16 protein-coding genes and 1 pseudogene are annotated in these 15383 nt (G+C 69.0%); 9 read left to right on the top strand and 8 right to left on the bottom strand.

Annotated elements, in window-relative coordinates:
* Positions 1 to 9 precede the first annotated feature (9 nt).
* Complete coding sequence (gene ccsB / locus CA982_RS12695; protein WP_086535681.1) at positions 10 to 1029, top strand: c-type cytochrome biogenesis protein CcsB; 1020 nt, start codon at positions 10 to 12, stop codon at positions 1027 to 1029.
* Positions 1030 to 1041: 12 nt separating this feature from the next.
* Here the strand turns inward: ccsB and CA982_RS12690 are convergent, their stop codons facing one another.
* The 3 genes from CA982_RS12690 to CA982_RS12680 all read right to left on the bottom strand — a co-directional run bounded on the left by CA982_RS12690 (position 1042) and on the right by CA982_RS12680 (position 2181).
* Positions 1042 to 1518 carry a helix-turn-helix domain-containing protein gene (locus CA982_RS12690; RefSeq protein ID WP_086535680.1) on the bottom strand — a complete coding sequence of 159 codons (477 nt, stop codon included), beginning with the start codon at positions 1516 to 1518 and terminating at the stop codon, positions 1042 to 1044.
* Positions 1519 to 1641: 123 nt separating this feature from the next.
* Entirely contained in the window at positions 1642 to 1860 is a 219-nt protein-coding gene (locus tag CA982_RS12685; protein ID WP_086535679.1) for a hypothetical protein, read from the bottom strand.
* Positions 1861 to 1956: 96 nt separating this feature from the next.
* On the bottom strand, positions 1957 to 2181 hold the full coding sequence (locus tag CA982_RS12680; RefSeq protein ID WP_010842012.1) for a BldC family transcriptional regulator: 225 nt from the start codon (positions 2179 to 2181) through the stop codon (positions 1957 to 1959).
* A gap of 189 nt (positions 2182 to 2370) precedes the next feature.
* Here CA982_RS12680 and CA982_RS12675 point away from each other — a divergent pair, with 189 nt between their 5' ends.
* The 6 genes from CA982_RS12675 (at position 2371) to CA982_RS12650 (ending at position 8502) form a co-directional block, all read left to right on the top strand.
* A complete protein-coding gene (locus tag CA982_RS12675; RefSeq protein ID WP_086535678.1) occupies positions 2371 to 2748 on the top strand; it encodes a DUF4229 domain-containing protein in 378 nt (125 codons plus the stop codon).
* A complete protein-coding gene (cds1, locus tag CA982_RS12670; protein ID WP_086535677.1) occupies positions 2745 to 3908 on the top strand; it encodes an L-cysteine desulfhydrase Cds1 in 1164 nt (387 codons plus the stop codon). Before CA982_RS12675 ends, cds1 begins: the two co-directional genes overlap by 4 nt.
* A gap of 45 nt (positions 3909 to 3953) precedes the next feature.
* Positions 3954 to 4655 (top strand): ABC transporter ATP-binding protein, encoded by a 702-nt coding sequence (locus tag CA982_RS12665; RefSeq protein ID WP_086535769.1) that lies wholly within the window; start codon positions 3954 to 3956, stop codon positions 4653 to 4655.
* A gap of 98 nt (positions 4656 to 4753) precedes the next feature.
* Complete coding sequence (locus CA982_RS12660; RefSeq protein ID WP_244176251.1) at positions 4754 to 7252, top strand: FtsX-like permease family protein; 2499 nt, start codon at positions 4754 to 4756, stop codon at positions 7250 to 7252.
* A gap of 94 nt (positions 7253 to 7346) precedes the next feature.
* Positions 7347 to 7628 (top strand): helix-turn-helix domain-containing protein, encoded by a 282-nt coding sequence (locus CA982_RS12655; RefSeq protein ID WP_086535676.1) that lies wholly within the window; start codon positions 7347 to 7349, stop codon positions 7626 to 7628.
* Positions 7621 to 8502 carry a Clp protease N-terminal domain-containing protein gene (locus CA982_RS12650; protein WP_086535675.1) on the top strand — a complete coding sequence of 294 codons (882 nt, stop codon included), beginning with the start codon at positions 7621 to 7623 and terminating at the stop codon, positions 8500 to 8502. Before CA982_RS12655 ends, CA982_RS12650 begins: the two co-directional genes overlap by 8 nt.
* Positions 8503 to 8520: 18 nt before the next feature.
* Here CA982_RS12650 and CA982_RS12645 read toward each other — a convergent pair whose 3' ends face one another.
* Positions 8521 to 9390 (bottom strand): 1,4-dihydroxy-2-naphthoate polyprenyltransferase, encoded by an 870-nt coding sequence (locus tag CA982_RS12645; RefSeq protein WP_086535674.1) that lies wholly within the window; start codon positions 9388 to 9390, stop codon positions 8521 to 8523.
* Positions 9391 to 9521: 131 nt separating this feature from the next.
* Here CA982_RS12645 and CA982_RS12640 point away from each other — a divergent pair.
* Positions 9522 to 10390: pseudogene (locus CA982_RS12640) on the top strand (DUF559 domain-containing protein).
* Positions 10391 to 10425: 35 nt separating this feature from the next.
* Here the strand turns inward: CA982_RS12640 and menE are convergent.
* The 4 genes from menE to CA982_RS12620 are packed head-to-tail and all read right to left on the bottom strand — an operon-like array spanning position 10426 to position 13597.
* Positions 10426 to 11592, bottom strand: coding sequence for an o-succinylbenzoate--CoA ligase (menE, locus tag CA982_RS12635; protein WP_086535767.1), 1167 nt, complete (start codon positions 11590 to 11592; stop codon positions 10426 to 10428).
* Positions 11589 to 11987: a DUF3349 domain-containing protein gene (locus tag CA982_RS12630; RefSeq protein WP_086535673.1), complete on the bottom strand. Its 399-nt coding sequence runs from the start codon at positions 11985 to 11987 to the stop codon at positions 11589 to 11591. Before CA982_RS12630 ends, menE begins: the two co-directional genes overlap by 4 nt.
* 29 nt (positions 11988 to 12016) lie before the next feature.
* Complete coding sequence (locus CA982_RS12625) at positions 12017 to 12298, bottom strand: hypothetical protein (RefSeq protein ID WP_086535672.1); 282 nt, start codon at positions 12296 to 12298, stop codon at positions 12017 to 12019.
* 3 nt (positions 12299 to 12301) lie between these two features.
* On the bottom strand, positions 12302 to 13597 hold the full coding sequence (locus CA982_RS12620) for an inorganic phosphate transporter (RefSeq protein ID WP_086535671.1): 1296 nt from the start codon (positions 13595 to 13597) through the stop codon (positions 12302 to 12304).
* 143 nt (positions 13598 to 13740) lie between these two features.
* Between CA982_RS12620 and CA982_RS12615 the strand changes: the two genes are divergently transcribed.
* A complete protein-coding gene (locus tag CA982_RS12615) occupies positions 13741 to 14805 on the top strand; it encodes an LLM class F420-dependent oxidoreductase (RefSeq protein ID WP_086535766.1) in 1065 nt (354 codons plus the stop codon).
* The last annotated feature ends 578 nt before the right edge of the window (positions 14806 to 15383 follow it).

The raw sequence follows: 15383 nt of genomic DNA, 5'->3' as shown, positions 1-15383 counted from the left end.
AGGAAGCACATGAACTCCGAAGCTCCGGCGATGCCGATCGACGAGACGCTCGCGCGGTACTCCGACCTGCTGTACGGCACCGCCATGACGGTCTATGTCGTCGCGGTCATCCTGTTCCTGGGCGCGCTCGCCGCGGTCCGCGGCCGGCGTCTCGAGCAGAAGCAGCTGGTGAACGCGGGTGCGAGCGGGACGCAGACCCGGATGCCGGGACGTGTCGACGAGTCGTCGCGCCGGACTCTCGGCGAGAAGCTCGGCAACATGGCGCTGCCGGTCGTCGTCGTCGGGCTGGTCGCCCACATCGCGTCGATCGTGCTGCGCGGTATCGCGACCGACCGCGCGCCCTGGGGCAACATGTACGAGTTCATCTCGATGACGTGTGCCGCGGGCGTGCTCGCCGGATTGGTCATCCTGCGCAAGCGCGAACACCGTCCGCTGCTCTCCTTCGTGCTGCTGCCGGTCATCCTGCTGATGTTCATCGCCGGCCGCTGGCTCTACACCCAGGCGGCACCGGTCGTGCCGGCCCTGAAGTCCTACTGGCTCGCCGTGCACGTGTCGATCATCTCCGTGTCCTCGGGCATCCTCCTGGTGTCGGGTGTCGCGAGCATCCTCTACCTGGTCAAGATGCGCTGGGCGGCGACCTCGCCCGACGACGCCGCCGCGGTCTCGACCCGCCCGGGCGTCGCCGGCGCGATCCGTCGTGTCGTCGAGCACCTGCCGTCGGCCGAACACCTCGATCGGCTGGCCTACAAGTGCGTCGTGATCGGCTTCCCGCTGTTCGGACTCGGTGTCATCTGCGGTGCCATCTGGGCCGAGGCGGCGTGGGGCCGGTTCTGGGGCTGGGACCCCAAGGAGACGGTGTCCTTCATCGCGTGGGTGATCTACGCGGCCTACCTGCACGCGCGGGCGACGGCCGGCTGGCGCAACAACGCCGCGGCCTGGATCAACGTCGCCGGATTCGTGGCGATGCTGTTCAACCTGTTCATCATCAACCTGGTCGTGTCGGGCCTGCACTCCTACGCGGGTCTGTAGGAGGCCCGGCCGTCAGCCGGGGGTGTCGCTCGGGGCGTTCTCTTCGGCCTTCTTGGCCAGCGCCTGCGCCTTGACCAGTTTGAGCAGATCGATGAGCGCGTCGATGGTGTCCGGGCAGAGCGACCCCATGTCGATCCCGGACAGATGGCTGCCGGTGACCTGGAGCATCTCGACGTAATTCTGTTGCTGCCGAACACGTTCGAGATCTTCATCGGGGTTGGACAGGAAGTATGTGACGCTCACGTCGAAGGCGCGGGCGATGGCTTCGACCGTCCGGAACGACGGGGTCCGGGCCTTGCCGGTGCGCAGTTGGGAGATGTAGGCGTCGGACAGCGAATATCCGAGCCGGTTGGCCTTCTCGGCGATCTTCTTGCCGGTATATCGKATGCCGTTCTCGTCACGACTGTGTTCGAAGAGGTAACCGATCTTCTCGGCGAAGCTCAGGTCGTCATCGGTCGACGTCCCTCGCGGAGATCGTCCCGGGGTCAACGGCGCCTTCTCTCGGATCAGCCATCGGGGAGTCGATGGTGAGGTGGACGATACCCTACCCCTGGGTATGTTCCGCAGAGACGTTCTGAACCTGGTCTCAGCTTTTCTGCCGAGCGTCACGCCTCAGATCTCGTCACCGTCGGTGCCGTTGGTACCGCGGGTGCGATTGTCGAGGTCGCGCAGGAAATCGGGGTCGTCGTCGGGGCCGAGCGGGCCGCGCGGACGGGCGCGACGAGGGCCGGACGAGGGGGTGTCGCCGGACTCGTCGGAATGGGGTCCGAAGGCGCGCCACATGAGGAAACCGATGGCGAGCAGACCCAGAACGGCGAACAGATAGATCATGACAACCTCCCGTCGTCCAGCGTACGTGAGATGTCGGAGCGGCCTGGGCGAACGCCCGGCGCCGGGAGCACGCGAGCGCGCCGGGTGTCGCCGGGGTCAGTGGGTACGGCGATTGAGCAGTGCGACGACGTCCTCTTCGCGGAAGCGTCGGTGGCCGCCCGGGGTGCGGATCGAGCCGAGGATGCCCGAACTCGCCCAGCGCGCGACGGTTTTGGGATTCACGTTGAACATCGCGGCGACCTGGCCGGGGGTCAGTGTGTGCTGGCTGGCGAGCCCCGGGGTGATGTAGGTGGCGGGCGGTGCTGTCTCGATGCTGGTCATGATTCCCCCTGGCGTGTTGGAGTGCTCGGTCGGTGCGCCGGAGGTGGCGAAGCGGCTCTGCACGTGGTGGATGAGTTCTTCATGAATACACGCAAATCGCCCAGGTACTCGAACCGTCAGCGGGAGGTAAAGAGCGTGCAAAGGCCCGCGACCTGCGGGAGCGCGACGACCGCCCAGTACGCTGAGGGGGTGAGTGAAGCGCACGACCCAATCCCAGGCAAGAAGGCCGCGCCCGACGAGGCCACCTCCGCATCCACCGCCGCGGACACCGCGCCGCAGGCGGGTGGACGCCCGATGACCGTGGCGGTCGCCCTGTTCCTGTACACGTTCGCGCGGCTGCTCCTCGTCGCCGCGGTCGTGGTGATCATCATGGTCGGCGGCCGCCTGGTCGACGTCGAGGTGCCTTTCCTGGTGGCCGCGGTGTTCGGTGTGCTGATCGCACTTCCGCTCGGCATGGTCCTGTTCAAGACCCTGCGCCTGAAGGTGAACAGCGAGATCGCGGCGCTCGAGGCCGGTCGCCGGTCCAAGCACGACGATCTGCAGGCACGGCTCCGCGGCGACAAGTGAGGCCGACGCGGCTCGTCGACCGTCGCGCCGACCGCGCCTGGACCCAGAACGCCGTCCGCCTCATCGAGGCCGACGGCCGGCGCAGTGCCGACACCCATCTGCTCCGCGTCGCGTTGCCCGCGTGGTCGCGCTGGACCGAACCCGGCCCGACCGGGCCCGGCGGGGCCGGGCGCGATGGGGAAGGGGCTCGCGAGGTCGGCGTGGACCTCTATGTGAAGGACGAGTCGACCCATCCCACGGGGTCGCTGAAGCACCGGTTGGCGCGCTCGTTGTTCCTCTATGCCCTGTGCAACGGGTGGGTCGTCGAGGGCACCCCGGTGATCGAGGCGTCGTCGGGGTCGACGGCGGTCAGCGAGGCCTACTTCGCCGAACTGATCGGGGTCCCGTTCATCGCGGTGATGACGCGGAGCACCTCGCCCGCGAAGACCGCGCTGATCGAACGCCACGGCGGGCGGTGCCATTTCGTCGACCACCCCGGCGAGGTCTATGCCGAGGCGCTGCGTCTCGAGGCCGAACTCGGCGGCCACTTCATCGACCAGTTCACGATGGCCGAGCGTGCGACCGACTGGCGCGGCAACAACAACATCGCCGAGTCGATCTTCGCCCAACTGGCCGAGGAAGAGCATCCGATACCCACCTGGATCGTCGTCGGGGCCGGCACGGGCGGCACATCGGCGACCCTGGGGCGATATGTGCGCTACCGGCGACACGACACCTGGCTGGCGGTCGTCGACCCGGAGAACTCGGTGTTCCTGCCGGCCTATGAGTCTGCCGACGGCACCCTGACCGCCGAGACGGGATCGCGCATCGAAGGGATCGGGCGTCCGCGGGTGGAGCCGTCATTCATCTCGCAGGTGATCGACCGCATGATCGGTGTGCCCGACGAGGCGTCCGTCGCGACCGCCCGCCGCGTGAGCGATCTCCTCGGCCGCCGCGTCGGCGGATCCACCGGCACCAACATGTGGGGGGCCTTCTCGCTCGTCGCCGAGATGGTCGCCGCCCGGACGCCGGGCAGCATCGTCACGTTGCTGTGTGACTCGGGGGACCGGTACGCGACCACCTATTTCGACGACGACTGGCTCGCCTCCCAGTCGTTCGCCCTCGGGCCCGCCGAGACGGTGCTCGACGAGTTCCTCGCCACCGGTCGCTGGACCGCCTGAGACCCGGGCGGGACGCCGCGGGTGGGCTACGATCCGGAAGTGTCGATGGAACCCGGGCGGATGCCCGGCACCGGAAGTGCCCTGGTAGAGGCGGTCGATCTGGTGCGCGAGTACCAGATGGGCGACGAACGGGTCCGCGCCCTGGACGGTGTGAACCTCTCGATCGACGGCGGACAGTTCGTGTCGGTGGTCGGCCCGTCGGGTGCAGGCAAGAGCACCCTGCTGCACGTGCTCGGAGCTCTGGACACCCCGACGTCGGGGCGGATCAGCATCGACGGGGTCGACCTCGGTGCGCTCGACGACACCGCGGCCTCGGAGTTCCGGCGCAATCGCGTCGGTTTCATCTTCCAGTTCTTCAACCTCGTGCCGACGATGTCGGCGTGGGAGAACGTCGCACTGCCGCGCCTGCTGGACAACCAGTCGTTGCGCAAGGCGAAACCTCGTGCCGTGGAACTGCTTCGGCGGGTCGGACTCGGCGATCGGGTCGACCACCGGCCCTCGGAGCTGTCCGGCGGTCAGATGCAGCGCGTCGCGATCGCCCGTTCGCTCATCATGGACCCGACGATCCTGCTCGCCGACGAACCGACCGGCAACCTGGACTCCAAGACGGGTGAGGCGGTACTCGAACTGCTCTCGGAGGTCGCGCACGACACCCCCGACCGGCTGGTGGTGATGGTGACCCACGATCCGAAGGCGGCCGCGGTCGCCGACACCACCATCACGGTCCGCGACGGGAAGATCGCCTAGTGCCGACCCTCGTTTCCCTGCTGGCTGAGCAGGGGAGGAGAGCGACGACCCGTGTCGAAGCCCTCCTCGCCGGGCTCACCCGCATCCGGCTGCTCAACATGCGCGAGATCCGTACCCACCGGCTGCGCCTGCTCACCTCGTTGGCGGTGGTGGTCGTGTCGTCGGCGTTGCTGATCGCGGTGCTCGGGACCTACGGGTCGGCGTCGGAATCGGTGCGGGACTTCAACAATGCGGTGTCGGGGGTCGCCGACATCGAGGTCGCCGGCATCACCGACACCGGCGTCGACGAGTCGCTGGCCGGCGAGATCCGCCGCGATGTCGACGCGGCGGCGGCCGTCGTGCCGATGATCCGCGGATCGGTCGTCGTCGACGGTTCGGCCGTGCCGCTGCTCGGCTCCGATCAGCGCGTCACCCAGCTCTCGGGCAGTCTGCGAGGCGCCCTGCAGCAGGGGCAGGCCGGGACCGGTCCGGGGACCGTCGATCTCGATCGCCTGCGGACCGGCGTCTTCGTCGGTCCGGGTCTCGGTCTCGAGCGCGGAGACCGATTGACCGTCAACGGGATCGAGGTCGAGGTCCTCGAGGTGGTCGACAACGAGCAGGCCGCGGGTCTCAACAACGGCCGCTTCCTCTTCGCCTACGTCGATCTCGCGCAACGACTCGTCGGGCTCGGCGGCCGGCTCGACTCGATCCTCCTCGTGACCGAACCCGGCGCCGACGTGGCCGCGGTCCGCGCGCAGGTGCAGGGCATCGTGGCCGGCCGCGCGGTGGTCGTCGATCCCGACTTCCGCGCCAAGCAGGCCGAGGTCGCGAGTTCGGTGACCCGCGATGCGACGCTGCTGGTCTCGCTCGTGTCGCTGGTGATCGCCGCGTTCCTGGTGTTCAACACGATGAACATGGCGGTGGCCTCACGGCGCCGGTCGCTCGCGATGATCCGGGCGCTGGGCGCCAAGCGGTCTCACCTCGTCGGCGACATGCTCGGCGAGGCCGCGCTGATGGGTCTCGTCGGCGGCGTACTCGGCATCCCGCTCGGGATCCTGGCCGGGCGGGCCGTGATCAGCAGCCTGCCCGAGCCGCCGGCCGATTCCGTCGGCACGGTCATCAACTATCACCTGCCGGGTTATGCGCCCGCGGCCGCGGTGATCGCCTGTGTGGTCGCGTGTGTCGCGGCGACGACGCTGGCCGCGCGGGCGGTGTTCGCGGTCTCGCCGGTGGAGGCGATGGCTCCCGTCGAGGTGTCGGACTCCGCGTCGCGTCGTGGTCCCGCGGTGGTGATCGCCACCGTGCTCGGCGTCGCCGGTCTCATCGCGTCGTGGGTGGTCGTGGCGACCGTGCCGGGCCGCCCGGCCATCGTGGCCGGCGTCTTCTATCTGGTAGGCGCGCTGCTGCTGTGCTTCGCGCTCTCGAAACCGTTGGCCTGGGCGGTGGTTCGGGTGGCGCGTTGGTTCGGTGGCCCCGGACAGCTCGCCTCGGTGAACACCGAGCGCGCCCCGCGGCGTGCGTGGGCGACGCTGATGACGGTCGCGGTGGCCATCGCGGTCGGGATGGGGACGTCGGGAGCGCTGGACAATCTGGTCTCCTCGATGTCGAAATCCCTCGACGGACTCGGTGATCCGGACTTCTACGTGTCGTCGACCTCGGCCGCGAGCCTGCCCCTGGGGCCCATCCTGCCGGCGTCGGTGACCGAACGCGTGGCCGCGGTTCCCGGCGTGACCGAGGTGATCGGCGGTCAGTGGGCCGCGGTGAACATCGGCGAGAGCAAGGCGAACGTGCAAGGGCTCGAGCCGGGTTCGCGGGCACCGTTCATGCGCAAGGCGTCGCCGGAAGCGGTGGCGAGCGTGCTCGCCGGCGACGGCATCCTGATGTCGAACGTCCTGGCCCGCGCATTGGGCGTGGGCACGGGCGACACGGTGGAACTCGCGACCCCCAACGGCCCGCGGCAGACGGTCGTGCGTGACACCGTCGACTATGTCTCCCTCGACTCCGGCGTGGCGGCCATGTCGCAGGAGTTGCTGGGGGAGTGGTTCGATCGCGACGGCGACACCTACCTGCAGGTGATCACCTCGCCCGATGCCGACCCGGATGCCGTCCGCCGGGATCTCGAGGCGCTGGTCGCCGGCGTCCCCACGACGGGCAACAAGCCCATCAGTGTCTACAGCGGCGCCGAGGCCCTCGCGGCCACCCAGGCCACCGTCGAGCAGGCGGGCGCGTTCGCGGTCGCCATCCAGTGGATCGTCGCCGGTGCGGCCGCGATCGCACTGCTCAACACGCTGCTGCTGTCGGTCCTCGAACGACGCCGCGAGCTGGGCGTTCTGCGGGCGATGGGGGCCTCCCGCCGGTTCGTCTCGCGGACAGTGCTCGCCGAGGCGGGCGCGGTCGCCCTGGTCGGGTCGGTCCTCGGCGTCGTGCTCGGTGCCGCCATGCATCTGCTCAGCAACCAGATCCTGACCATCACGACGTCCCTGACGGTGCTGTACTCGCCACGACCGTCGACCCTGCTCTTCGTGACCATCGCGGTGGCGTTGTGCCTGGTCGGCGCCTTCATCCCGGCGGTCCGCGCCGGGCGCATGAACATCAGCGAGTCGATCCAGAACGAGTAGTCCGGTCGCGGAGACGCGATCGGAACGACGATGCCGCACACCCGGTCCGTCAACAATTCTTGACACGGGCCGTATGTCAACATAACCTGACACCATGCACGACGACCACAGCACCGACACCGCACCCGACGCATCGAGCGCCGAGCTGGCCGGAGACGCCGCGAGCGGCGATCCGGCGAGGGGTCTGGCCGCGGTACGCGCACTGCGCACCCTGGCCGACCGACTCGAGGACGTGCAGGTGGCCAACGCCCGTGCCAACGGGTGGAGCTGGCAGGCGATCGCAGAAGTGCTGCAGATCAGCCGACAGGCCGTGCATCAGAAGCACGCACAACGTGAGGCCCGCGCGAGCGGGCCGGAAGGAGACACAGATGTTTGAGCGAATCAGTCGCGATGACAAGATGCTGCTGGCTTTCGCCACGCAGGAGGCCGGCGACCTGGGTCACCGGCAACTCGGTAACGACCACCTGATCCTGGGCATGCTCTGCAATGCCCGCAGCCCGCTGTTCGCGCTGCTCGCCGACCAGGGACTGACGCTCTCGTCGGCCCGGGAGGCGGTACGGAAGTACCACGACGAGCACGCGGATCGATCCGAGACCCCCGAGACCGCCGCCGACGAGTCGGTGCGAGAGCGCTACGAAGAGGACCGAGAGGCACTGCGCAGCATCGGGATCGACCTGGACAAGGTCCGGGAGGCCGTGCGCGGGCGCTTCGGTGAGGACCTGTCCGACGGCTGGGGCGAGCGCGCCGAGCGCGGAACCCGAGGTCGTGGTCACGGGCGGCGCGGGGACGGACGCGGTGGAGACCGACGCCGGGGGCACGGGCACCGGCACGGTCATGGTCGCGGACCCCGTCCGGACTGTGGTCCCGAGGGCTTCGGTCCGGGCGACTTCGGTCCCGGCGGTTTCGGTCCGGGCGGCTTCGGCCCGGGACCCTGGGGCCAGGGTTTCGGCCCCGGTCCGGGCGGACCGTTCGCCGGGGAGGGGCCGTGGGAGTCGGGACGCGGCCGGCGCGGACCCCGGGGCCGGGGCTCCCGGCCGCGTTTCTCGACCGACACCAGGGACGCCTTCGGCCGGGCCATGGAGATCGCGCGGGAACGGGGTGACCGACGCCTGCGCGCCGACCACCTGCTCCTCGGGATCATCGACACCGCCGACGACGCGTCGCAGGCGCTGATCGGATCCGCCACCACCGCGGCGGAACTCCGCGCCGCCGTCGTGGCGGGACTGCCCGACATCGAGGCCCAGGTCTGACAGCCGAGCCGGCCGACCTCAGGTGAGCGCGAGCGTGACCGCCGTGACGACCGCCCAGGCGAGCATCGCCTTGCCGGTCGTGCCGATCGACGGGATCAGCCCGGGGCCGGCCGCGCCCGTGCGCACCGGTGTGTGGGCCTGCCACAGCAGCGGGAAGGTCACCAGCCCGAGCAACGCCCAGGGGGTCGCGAACGCCAGGACCACGCTCATCGCGAGCGGGGTCGCGAGGAGTATCGCGAAGAGCGTGCGGGTCCGGGCGTCGCCGAGGCGGACGGCCAGTGTGATCTTGCCCGATTCGGTGTCGCTGGGGATGTCTCGCAGGTTGTTGACGACCAGCACGCTGCTCGAGATCGCGCCGATGCCGACCGCGCAGGCCAATCCGACCCAGTCGACGCGGCCCGAGGAGACGTACTGCGTGCCGAGGACGGCGACGAGCCCGAAGAAGGTGAACACCGCGACCTCACCCCAACCGGCGTACCCGTAGGGGCGCTTGCCGCCGGTGTAGAACCAGGCGCCGGCGATGCAGATCGCCCCGACCAGCACGAGCCACCAGGCGGTCGCGATCGCGAGGACCAGCCCGCACACCGCGCCGATCCCGAAGCACAGGAACGCGGCGGTCTTCACGGCCTTCGGCGATGCCGCCCCCGACCCGACCAGGCGCATCGGGCCGACCCGATCGTCGTCGGTTCCGCGCACACCGTCGGAGTAGTCGTTGGCGAAGTTGACGCCGATGATGAACGCGACGGCCACCGCGAGCGCGAGGACGGACTTCCACCACGACACGTCGCCGTAGTGCAGCGCCGCGCCGACTCCGGCGACGACCGGCGCGATCGCGTTGGGGAGCGTGCGCGGGCGAGCGCCCTGGATCCACTGCGAAGGGGTAGCCACGTGTCGATCCTGCCACGGCGTCGGAAGCCGACCGGCTGCCCGGTAGGTGTAGAACTTCGTAGCGCCAGGCGCGACGACACACTACGTCTGCGGGGATGGAACCGGTTGGTGCGCAGGTGCGTCTGAAGGCCATGCATCTTCCGGCGGAGTTTCGGGCGCTCGCCCTCCACCAGGACGGCGTGGTGACTGCTGCCGATGCGCGCATGCACGGAATCAACCGGTCGGCGGTACACCGCCGGGTGCAGGCCGGCGAGTGGATTCCGGTGCATCCGCGCATCTATCGGCTCGCCGACCACCCCGAGACCGACCGCACGCGAATCCGGACCGCGACGCTTGCCGTCGGCGTTCACGGGGTCCTTTCGGGACTCGCAGCCGCATGGTGGCACGGAATGGTCGACGCCCCGCCCGCCACGCCGACGGTCACCGCGCTGCGCGGCCGCCACGGTCATCCGGTGACGGGAGTCCGGATTCTCAACCGCGCTCTCGCCGACGCCGACGTGCTGACCCGGGACGGGCTACCGGTCACCGGGGTCGCGTTGTCGGCTTTTGGAGGGGGCGGTGCAGGGTGGCGTCGAGGTCATCGATTCTGCGCTGCTGCAGCGGCGCACCACGGTCGAGCGTCTCGTCGAGGCCTACGACCGGCGGCGCCGTTGCGTCGGCGCGGCGGACATGGGTCCGTTGATCCAGCTGCTGGAATCGGGTGCGCGGTCGGCCGCGGAGCGGCTCGCTGTCACGATCCTCCGGACCGCGGGTATCGACGGGTGGGTGGCAAACCGTCCGAGCTGCGGGTACGTGATCGACTTCGCCTTCTTCGACCGGATGGTGGCGGTGGAGCGACGGACTCGCTTTCCACCGCGACGCCGCCACCTTCCAGCGGGACCGGACCCGACGCAACGCGCTCATCGCAGCCGGTTGGACGGTGCTGAACTTCACGTGGGGTGACCTTCGCGACCGGCCCGAGTGCGTGGTTTCGGCGGTTCGGCGAGCGGCATGTGGGTAGATGTCGCACATCGTTGCGCCAGGCGCGACGGCGCACTACATCTGCACACCGAAGCGAGCCCGCAACGCACGGCGGTCGTACTTGCCGGGCCCGCGGAGGGGGAGCGCGTCGAGTTCGACGACCCGCCGGGGTGCCGCGTAGCGGTCGAGTCGTTCGGTGACCGACCCGCGAATGCGGTTGACGTCCAGGCGTTCTCCGGGACGGATCACGACGAACGCGGTGACCGCCTCGCCGAGCCGGTCGTCGGGGAGTCCGACGACGACGCATTCGGCGACCGCCGGGTCGTCGGCGATCACGGCCTCGACGACCTGGGGTACGACGGTCAGGCCACCGGTCGAGATGGCCTCGTCGGCGCGGCCGACGATGCCGAGCAGCCCGTCGTCACCGACGACCCCGAGGTCGTCGGTGCGGAACCAGCCCGGCTCGGCGAAGGCGGGATGGTCGGGCAGATTGCGATATCCGCGGGCGACGACGGGGCCGCCGAGCAGCACGCGGCCGACGCCGTCGGGCGCCGGATCGGCGATGCGGACCGCGACGTCGTCGAGAGGTCGCCCGTCGTAGACGCACCCCCCGGCGGTCTCGCTCATCCCGTATGTCGCGACGATCGGCAGTCCCTCGTCGACTGCTCTGTCCCACAGCGGCTTCGGGGTCGCCGCGCCCCCGACGAGGATGGCGTCGAGCTCCCGCGAGGCGGCCGTCGCGCCAGGATGTCCGAGGACCTTGACGAGCTGGGTGGGAACCAGCGAGGTGTAGCGCCGCGGGCCCTCGAAGTCGCGTACGGCACGGGCGTACACGTCGGGGTCGAAACCGGCACGCATGTCCAGGATCACCGGCGTCTGCCCGGCGGTCAGGGCGCGGAGGAGCACCTGCAGACCGGCGATGTGATGTGGCGCCAGCGCCAGCAACCAGTTGCCGGGTCCGCCCAGGTGCTCAGCGGTTGCCCGCGACGACGCGGCGAGCGTCGCGGGCGAGTGCTGCGCGCCCTTGGGGACGCCCGTCGACCCGGAGGTCGAGACGACGAGGGACACGGGGTCGTCGATGGGTGCGTCCACGTCCAGGGCCGATCCGAGCTCGGACGCGGCGCGGGCGTCGTCGGGTACGGGGAGGAAGGCCGATGAGCCGTCGAGGAGGGCCCGCAGGTCGCCGATGCGGTCGAGGACCGCCGGCGTCGAGGGGAGCGGAAGCGGTCGCAGGGTTCTCAGGACGGGGCCCCGTCGGTCGGATCGTCCCCGCCGGGATCGTCCCCGGCGGGATCGTCGCCGCGAGGGCCCTCGCCGGAGGGGGCGTTTCCGGCGGGATCGTCGCTGAACGGCCAACCGCGGGAGACGAGGTGGGCGCGCACCCGCGAGATGTCGTCCTCGTGCGGCAGTTCGTGCGTGTAGTGGGTGATCTTGACCCCGGCGTCGATCCGGGAGATCGGTTCGGGTGGGAGGGCGGAGTCACGGACCAGCTCCGCCGAGACCTGCGTGACCTCGTCGTCGGTGAGCTGGCGGCGCAGCAGGGCCACCAGCGGTATGTAGTCGGTGTGTGGGACGCCGTCGGGGTAGCCGGCGCGCAACCACTCCACGACCTTCTGCAGAAGCGTCGGGCGGTCCACGGGGTGTCTCCGATCAGAAGCGGGGACGGTCACTTGTAGCCGAACGGGAAGATCTTGATGCCGGTGTAGTAGAAGATCGTCTGCCGGGTGATCCAGAGGATTCCGACGACGATCACCAGGACGACGATGGCGAAGATCACATACGCCAGGGGCTTCAGCGCAGGATGCGGGCCGGAGGTGGTGCCGTCGGCGTCGACGGTTCCATTGCTCAGGGATTGTAGGCGCAGTCCCACGGCGAACAGGGCGGGCAGACCGGCTCCGAGCACCAGCCCGACGAGTAGGACCTTACCGATGGCCTCGACGGTCTCCACTTCTCAGGTGCTCCTCTCCGGGTCGTGCTGGACGATGATCTCGGCCGGGATGACCGGCGGCAGCGGTAGGCCGCTGTCGCTCTCCTCGGTCGCGACCGCCTCCTCCCACTCCTCTCCGGCGCGGGCCTCGCCCTCCCAGGCGTCGTTGACGTTCTCGTGGTCGACCTTGTTCTCCTGGGCACGCCAGTACATGTAGCCCGATGCGACGACCAGGATCGCGAAGATGATGAGCGCGCCGGTGACGTCCCCGAACAGGTGCGCGATGAAGTAGCAGGCGGCGCCGACCGCACCCGCGGCGGGCAGGGTCGTCACCCAGGCGACGGCCATCCGGCCGGCGACCGACCAGCGGACCTGGGCGCCTTTGCGTCCCACCCCCGAGCCCAGGATCGAGCCCGTGGCCACCTGGGTGGTCGAGAGCGCCATACCCGCCGCGCTGGAGGTGAGGATGATGGCGGCCGACGACGCCTCGGCGGCCATGCCCTGCGGCGAGGTGATCTCCACGAGCCCCTTGCCGAGGGTCCGGATGATCCGCCAGCCGCCCAGGTAGGTGCCGATCGCGATGGCCGCCGCGCAGCTGAGGACCACCCAGAAGGGCAGTCCGTGACTGACGCTGGACGCCTCGAGGTGCCCGGTCGCGATGAGCGCCATCGCGATGACCCCCATCGTCTTCTGGGCATCGCCGGTGCCGTGCGCGAGGGACACGAGCGATGCGGTGGCAACCTGCCCGTAGCGGAAGCCGGACTCCTTCTCCTGGTCGACGATCCGGCGGGTGATGGCGAAGACCAGCCATGTTCCGCACGCCGCGACGAGGCAGGCGATGACCGGCGCGAAGAGCGCCGGGAGCAGGATCTTCGACGTGATCCCGGACCAGTTGATCCCGCTGACACCGATCGCCGCCAGACCCGAGCCGATCAGACCGCCGAACAGGGCATGCGACGAACTCGACGGCAGACCGAACAGCCACGTGAAGAGGTTCCACAGGATGCCGCCGATGAGCCCGGCGAAGATGATCAGCAATGCCGTGGTCGCCGACAGCCCGGTCACCAGTTCGCCGGCGTCGGCCCCGGACGTCTGCTGGATCTTCAGCACGTCCTTGGTGATGGTCGCCGCGACCTCCACGGACAGGAAGGCGCCGACCAGGTTGAGGACCGCGGAGAGCCCGACGGCGACCTTCGGCTTGAGGGCGCCGGTGGCGATCGACGTCGCCATCGCGTTGCCGGTGTCGTGGAAGCCGTTGGTGAAGTCGAAGCCGAGGGCTGTCACCACCAGCAGCACCAGGATCAGCATCTCGCCGCTCATGGTGATGATTGTGGGACCTACCGCCCTCATTTTCCTAAAAACCCGGCACAGTTCCGGTGAACGAGGCGCCGGCCCGGGGCCGACCTATCGAACGTTCAACAGACCCTCGGAAACCGATCGTGCCTGTGGAAGAATCCGACGGCATGACATCGATGAAGCTGGGCATGCCGATCAACTACGCGGGCGACTTCCGCGAGACCATCAACAACCTCGCGGACTTCGAAGCCGCGGGTGTGCAGCGCATCGCGGTTCCGGAGGCCTACAGTTTCGACGCCGTCTCCCAGCTCGGGTACATCGCGGCCAAGACCGAGACGATGGAACTGCAGACCGCGATCCTGCCGATGTACTCGCGGACGCCGACCAACCTGGCGATGACCGCGGCCGGCCTGGACTACATCAGTGGTGGTCGTGCGGTGCTCGGCATCGGAGCATCGGGACCACAGGTCATCGAGGGATTCCACGGGGTCAAGTACGACTACCCGCTGGGTCGGGCCCGCGAGCACGCCGAGATCTGCCGGATGGTCTGGCGCCGCGAGAAGCTGAACTACCAGGGCAAGCACTACACGCTCCCACTCGACGAGGAGCACGGCGGATCGGGACTCGGCAAATCGCTGAAGATCATCAATCATCCGGTCCGCGACAACATCCCGCTGCTCCTCGCCGCCATCGGACCGAAGAACATCGAACTGGCCGCCGAGATGTTCGACGAGCTCCAGCCGATCCTGTTCCACCCGGAGCAGATCGACGCGGCCTTCGGCGAATCGCTCGCGGCCGGCAAGGCCAAGCGGGATGCGTCGCTGGGCGACCTGGGCATCGTCGTCCAGGCCACCGCGCGCATCTCCGAGGATGCCGAGCAGATCGACAACGCCAAGCAGCTGGTGCGCCATCACGCCGCGCTGTACATCGGCGGGATGGGCGCGCGCGGCAAGAACTTCTACAACCAGCTCGCGGTCCGCTACGGCTACGCCGACGAGGCGAAGCTGATCCAGGACCTCTACCTCGACGGCAAGAAGATGGAGGCCGCGGCCGCCGTCCCCGAGGACCTCGTCACGTCGATGTCGCTGATCGGGTCCAAGGCGCAGGTCGCCGAGCGGGTCGCGGCGTTCCGTGAAGCCGGCGTCACCTGCATCCTCGCCTCGCCGACCGCGCCGACCCACGCCGAGCGGGTCGCCGAGGTCGAGCACCTGCGCGACGTCTTCGGGGGCTGATCTCGTCCCTGCGGGGTCCAGCTGACGAGTGATCCGAATACGGCGACCTGTTTTGTGACAGGTCGTCGTATTCGTTTTCCCGGTCATTCGAAGGCCGGGTGCAATTCCGGGACATTTCACCACACTTCGACGACGGTCTGTGAACGTGAATTGCTCGAGAGCATTAATGCGTTTCGACAGATCCCCGCAGCTCGCGGGAAATGCTTTTCCTGATGTGTCGAATAACGCCCGCAACAGTGCTCGCCCCGAGTTGTGGGCCGACAACCCGTCCCATAGGCTCTTGTCATCCGCTCGGCGCGCATCGGTTTCGGTCGACGTTGCCGATGTGATGACGGTGTCGGGAAATGACCGTTCGTCCCGGTAGCGCGTTCGGAGTGAGAATTCACGATGCGACCGGAGAACGGCGTGACAAGAGGACGGCACATGGTGAGTGGTGAGGCAAGGCGTTGAATTCGACGACGCCCGTGTTTCGATCTCGTGGCCGACGCATGTCATTTTCGTGCACGTCGGGGTGTGGCGGCGTGCGCGTTTCTGCTCGAGCGGATCGATTCGCAGTACTGTTCGTGACAGGTCAGGGA

The sequence above is a fragment of the Gordonia lacunae genome (genome assembly GCF_002149015.1).
Classification (GTDB): domain Bacteria; phylum Actinomycetota; class Actinomycetes; order Mycobacteriales; family Mycobacteriaceae; genus Gordonia; species Gordonia lacunae.
The sequence above is the reverse complement of the archived record's forward strand: the minus strand, read 5'-3'. Positions and strand labels throughout refer to the sequence as shown.